Here is a 4,531-nt window from a genome sequence, read left to right as displayed (position 1 = left end):
GCCGAAAATTTGCTGGTCTGGGGATCTAATGGGGGGCGGTGGGTGTATTTGTTGGGTTTTGGGGCCGGCGCGGGGGGGCGCGGCGGCACCTGTGGCGTGCGGTGGGTCAGCCGACGATCCGGAGTTGGCGTGTGTCGGTTTCCGTAGACATGTGGCGGCTCTCGGAAGGGGTATCCGCCACAGATTCACCGTCGTTGACCTGCGGTGTTGCGGCTGTTGCGGATGTTGCGGATTCTCCGGGGGGAGGGGGGCAGTAGCGGGTCCAGGCGTCGCTGAGGTCCTCTGCGTAGTAGCCCTTCGGGGTCGTGCTGCCGACCCGGATGCCGCGGGGCTTGATCGGGGTGTTGTCGGGGCGGACGTACTGGCTCAGGAGCTTGGACAGGGCCCGTGCGGTGAGTGGCTTGCTGCTCTGTCCGTCCTCGCTCATGTCGGACCAGGGGGCGTCATCGAGCTGCAGGAGTACCTCGAGGATGGCGGCGGTGGGCATCCGGTCGACACCGCAGAACACGCGGTCCCGCAGGTCGGTGAGCAGCTTGACGCCGAGGGAGGCTTGGTCGCCCTCGGATGCGGCCTTGATGAGCGCGACGCACGCGGCGCGGGCCCGCTCGGGCCAGTGCCCACCGGCGGCATCCGCAACGGCGAGCAGAGGCTCCCACACGTCGGCTGGCCGGTCGGTGACGCCGTCGGGCATCTGCGGCCACGCTTCCGCGATCTGGTCATGGATGGTGTCGGTCCACTCCGTGAGTTTGTCTCGCAGGGCGTGTCCCTGCTTCTCGTGGACGCGGCGTCGGTAGGGCTCGCACTTCTCGTTCGGGGCCTTCTTGCGCATGCGGATGATGACGGACCTGGTCAGGATGGTGTCGGGCAGCGAACCGAGTCCGGCCATGGCGACCGCGCAGAACGAGTCGAACCAGCCCGCTCTCTGCTCTGAGCCCTCGCCGACGCAGCGCAGGGACTTCGCGCCGCGCCTATAGCCCGAGTTGAGGAACCCGCGGACTTCTTCGTTCCCGCCGGCCTTGGGGCCGAAGACAGTGTCGATCTCATCGAACAGCAGCGTCGGCGTTCCCGCATCGGCCGCCACCAGCCGGAACAGCGCGTTGGCGGAGGCGTTGACGGTGGTCGCGGAGCGCGGGGTGAGTGTCTCGATGATCTCCAGCGCGCGTGACTTCCCCGACCCGGGTTCGGGGCTCAGGAAGGCGATGCGTGCGGTGCCGTCGAGTGCGTCGATCAGGTGGGCGTGCGCGTCCCACAGGGTGATGGCGACGTAGGCGTGCTCGGTGGGGAAGACGTTGAAGCGGCGGTGGAACGCTTCGACCTCTTCAAGCAGTGCTGCGCCATCGATGGCGGGCTGGTTGGTCATGCGGCGTTCCTCCCTTCCTGGTCAATGGCGCGTAGGGGGCAGTGGTCTCGGTGGGCTTCGTGGTCGGTGATGAGGGCGAGTACACGGCGGTGGCCGATGGCGCTGCTGTCCCGGCCGCACGCGCACTGCGAGGTAGCGGTGGGTGTAGCACCGCGAGGTGCTCGGATGTGCAGCCACGCGATAGGGAAGCGTCCATTGCCCGGGGACGTGGCCATGAGGTGCTGGGCGGAGGGAAGGACTGAGAGGACGCCCTGACGGGCGGCCTTGTGCTGGTCGCACTCGTCACTCGGGGGTGTGGCGCTGGTGGCGGAGTTGGTCCGAACGGCTGTGTCGGGACGGCATTTGGGCTGCGGGCGGGGAAGGTGGTCGGTCATGCCGTCTCCCGGGCGCGGCAGGTACGGGCGGAGTAGGCCAGTGCGTCGCGGATCGTGTCGCGGCACTCGGCCGGCGGTAGTCCGGCCGCTTCCCCGGCCGACCCAAATGCCGTCTCGACCCTGTCTTTGGTGATCTCGCCCCAGACGACGAAGCGCCCGATGGCGATTGTGCGGGTGAGCAGGAGGTGGTGCCGCTGGCCTTCCGGGGCGTTGCGGACCCGTGCGGTCTCGCGTTCCAGCGCCACCGTGGCGCGGCGGGTGGCCCGGCCCGGGATCAGCAGCGGAGCGGGCCACGCGGGGATGGCAGCCAGGGTGGGTACGGGCTGGAGGAGGTGCAGCAGCCAGTCGGGAAGCTGTGCGGCGGGCGCGGGCTCGGTCACCTGGTACGGCCCGGCGGGGGTGGTGCTGCCTGCGGCGACGATGTTGCCGCCCCATGCGCGGGTGTCGACGTTCGGCGCGACGGTCTTGGCTGTGGACGGCAGCCGCACCCCGGCCGGGGCGTGGAAGTACAGGTGCATGCCGCCGCTGGGGGTCCGCACCGTGTAAGTAGTCGGCCAAGGCTGTCCGGCGCGCTCGCAGAGCGCTTGGAAGGACGCCGCGCCGCAAGGCGCGTCCGAACTGCTCTTCCCGCTGGTCTGCTTGGGCACGTCGAGGTCGATGACGATCAGGTCGGAGGGGCCGGTGGCGATGCCGACGTTGAAGGCGCCCGCCGCCCATGTCCGGCGGATACGGTCGGAGTCGGTGGTGGCACGCTGCTCCCACTTCACGTGGCCCCGATCGCACGGGCCGGTACGGGGGCAGGCGTGTTCGCCGTGCAGGGCGGATGCCTTGCCGCCGGGTCGGAGCGGGTGGACGCGCCAGCCCCGGGCCGCGGCGTCCAGCGCCGCGGACAGGAGCGTACGGGGTGGGTGATGGGTCATGCTGGATGTCTCCAGTTCTGTGATGAGGACGGAGAAGCCGGGGCGACCGCGCATCTTTGGCGAGAGCGGGCGGTCGCCCCGGGTGTATCTAGAACGGCGGCTTGTTGTCCGTGGCGGGGTTGCGTGAGGTGTTCCACGGGTCGCCGGTCGGGGCGGCGCCGTTGCCGCGCTTGCCGTTGATGGTCACGGTGGTGAAGCGCAAGGACGCGCCGATCTCGTCGGCTTCGACGGCGAGCATGGAACGGTTCTCGCCCTCGGGGGTCTGCCAGTCGTGCTGGCGGATCCGCCCGGACAGCACGACGCGGGAGCCCTTGGTGAGGGACTCGGCGACGTGTTCGGCCAGGGCGCGCCAGGCGGAGCAGCGGAAGAACGTGGAGTTGCCGTCCTTCCACTGGTTCGTCTCGCGGTCGAAGGTGCGGGGGGTGGAGGCGACGGTGAAGCGGGCCAGGGCCTGGCCGGATTCGAGGAACTTGATCTCGGGGTCGGCGGTCAGGTTGCCGATGATGGTGATCGGGGTCTCTCCGAACGACATCGTCACTCGCTTTCGGTCGTGGTGGGCCGGTGGTCGGCGGTGATGTACAGGTGGGTCCGCCTGGTGTCGCGGGCGGGGTACAGGCGGGGCGGGCCGGTGTCGAACACTTCGGCCAGAGCGGTCTTGATGCGATCGGCGTCGTGGTCGTCGCAGATGATGCGGATCTCGAACACGGGTGTCCTTCGGGTCAGAACGGCGGTTCGTCGCTCGCCCACGGGTCGGGGTGGTTCGTGTGGCGGCGCGGCCAGCGGGGCCGGTGCGGGAGAGGGAGCAGAGCCCAGCGGCGGGTTTCGTCCCAGCAGTGGCAAGGGGCCCAGTCGCTGTCGGCGTATTCGCCGGTGTAGTGGTCGCCGTAGGGGTGCTCGATGCCGCCGATGCCCTCACAGTCGGGGCAGTTCGGGTGGGGTGTGTCGGAGAGGATCAGGGCTTTGCGGGGCCAGGTCGTGACCTGGATGCGCAGTCGGATCACGGGGCGCCTCCTGTCAGTTGTGCAGGTGGGTGTGGGAGCGGGCGAACGTGCCCCGGGTGTGGGTGGTGACGTGGGTGTTCTTGGTGACCGCCCCGGTGTAGACCGCCTTGGAGACGCTGCGCTTGGCGCGGGAGAACGCGGCACCAATGGACAAGGCCGCGAAGGCGACGCCGGAGAGGAGGACGCCCATGCAGATGACGCCGGTGACGCTCATGGAGGCGAATCCCTTCAGCACGAGCCAGACGCCGCAGCCGATGCCGGTGGTGCCGGCGCCGATGCCGATGGAGGCGATGGCGGTTCCGGCGGCCCAGGCGGGCACGATCCGGTGGTCGTCCTGCCAGACCGGCTGCGCGTCCCCGACGCTCGGCGACTCGGTGGTGTCGCGGTAGGACGTCGGGATGGGCGCCGGGGGCGGGGCGGGCCGGTAGAGGTCGTTGATGATGCGGCGGGCTTCGGCGTTGGCTGCCTCGTCGCTCATGCGCGGCCACCAGTCGGAAGGGGTAGCCGGGGTGTCGGTCTCGCTCACAGCACGTGCCTCCTTTCGGGGTTAGGTGATGTTGGATGCGGCGTTGATGAGGGCCTGTATGGCGGAGCGGATGGCGGTGGAGGCTCCGGTGTCGGCGGTGAAGAAGCCGAAGAGGAACACCGCGAGCGCGGCGCCGGGGCCGACGTAGCGGGAGCGGATGAGGACGAAGGTGATGAGCCCGAAGAGGGCGACGGCGGACAGGGTGACGATCACGAGCGGGCCTCCCGGGAACGGCCGGGGGGGGGGCCCCCCCCCCCCCGCCCGCGGCCCCCCCGATGGTTTGTTTGTTTGTAATTGTTTCGTTTCTGATTGGAGTTTGGGTGTGTTTTTGTTGTGGTTGTGTCATTGAA

General features: G+C 69.4%; 7 protein-coding genes. All 7 read right to left on the bottom strand.

Annotation, left to right across the window (positions count from 1 at the left end):
* Positions 1-106 precede the first annotated feature (106 nt).
* Positions 107-1,360, bottom strand: coding sequence for a DUF3631 domain-containing protein (locus ACFWI9_RS03100; RefSeq protein WP_387158687.1), 1,254 nt, complete (start codon positions 1,358-1,360; stop codon positions 107-109).
* A 370-nt stretch (positions 1,361-1,730) separates the two neighbouring features.
* Complete coding sequence (locus tag ACFWI9_RS03095; RefSeq protein ID WP_387158685.1) at positions 1,731-2,654, bottom strand: bifunctional DNA primase/polymerase; 924 nt, start codon at positions 2,652-2,654, stop codon at positions 1,731-1,733.
* A gap of 88 nt (positions 2,655-2,742) precedes the next feature.
* Positions 2,743-3,186, bottom strand: a complete 444-nt coding sequence (ssb, locus tag ACFWI9_RS03090; RefSeq protein WP_387158684.1) for a single-stranded DNA-binding protein — start codon at positions 3,184-3,186, stop codon at positions 2,743-2,745.
* A gap of 2 nt (positions 3,187-3,188) precedes the next feature.
* The gene (locus ACFWI9_RS03085) at positions 3,189-3,359 is read right to left on the bottom strand and encodes a hypothetical protein (RefSeq protein WP_387158683.1); all 171 of its coding nucleotides are present in this window, start codon (positions 3,357-3,359) and stop codon (positions 3,189-3,191) included.
* 14 nt (positions 3,360-3,373) lie between these two features.
* On the bottom strand, positions 3,374-3,655 hold the full coding sequence (locus ACFWI9_RS03080; protein WP_387158681.1) for a hypothetical protein: 282 nt from the start codon (positions 3,653-3,655) through the stop codon (positions 3,374-3,376).
* A gap of 13 nt (positions 3,656-3,668) precedes the next feature.
* Positions 3,669-4,181, bottom strand: a complete 513-nt coding sequence (locus tag ACFWI9_RS03075) for a hypothetical protein (protein WP_387158679.1) — start codon at positions 4,179-4,181, stop codon at positions 3,669-3,671.
* A 21-nt stretch (positions 4,182-4,202) separates the two neighbouring features.
* Positions 4,203-4,394 carry a hypothetical protein gene (locus ACFWI9_RS03070; protein ID WP_387158678.1) on the bottom strand — a complete coding sequence of 64 codons (192 nt, stop codon included), beginning with the start codon at positions 4,392-4,394 and terminating at the stop codon, positions 4,203-4,205.
* Between the last annotated feature and the right edge of the window lie 137 nt (positions 4,395-4,531).

The sequence above is a fragment of the Streptomyces sp. NPDC127084 genome, assembly GCF_042724175.1.
GTDB lineage: Bacteria > Actinomycetota > Actinomycetes > Streptomycetales > Streptomycetaceae > Streptomyces.
This window is presented reverse-complemented; position numbering and strand designations above follow the sequence as displayed.

Coding starts and splice junctions, on each gene's coding strand:
- ACFWI9_RS03100 (WP_387158687.1), bottom strand. CDS start 1,360: ATGACCAACCAGCCCGCCATCGATGGCGCAGCACTGCTTGAAGAGGTC.
- ACFWI9_RS03095 (WP_387158685.1), bottom strand. CDS start 2,654: ATGACCCATCACCCACCCCGTACGCTCCTGTCCGCGGCGCTGGACGCC.
- ssb (WP_387158684.1), bottom strand. CDS start 3,186: ATGTCGTTCGGAGAGACCCCGATCACCATCATCGGCAACCTGACCGCC.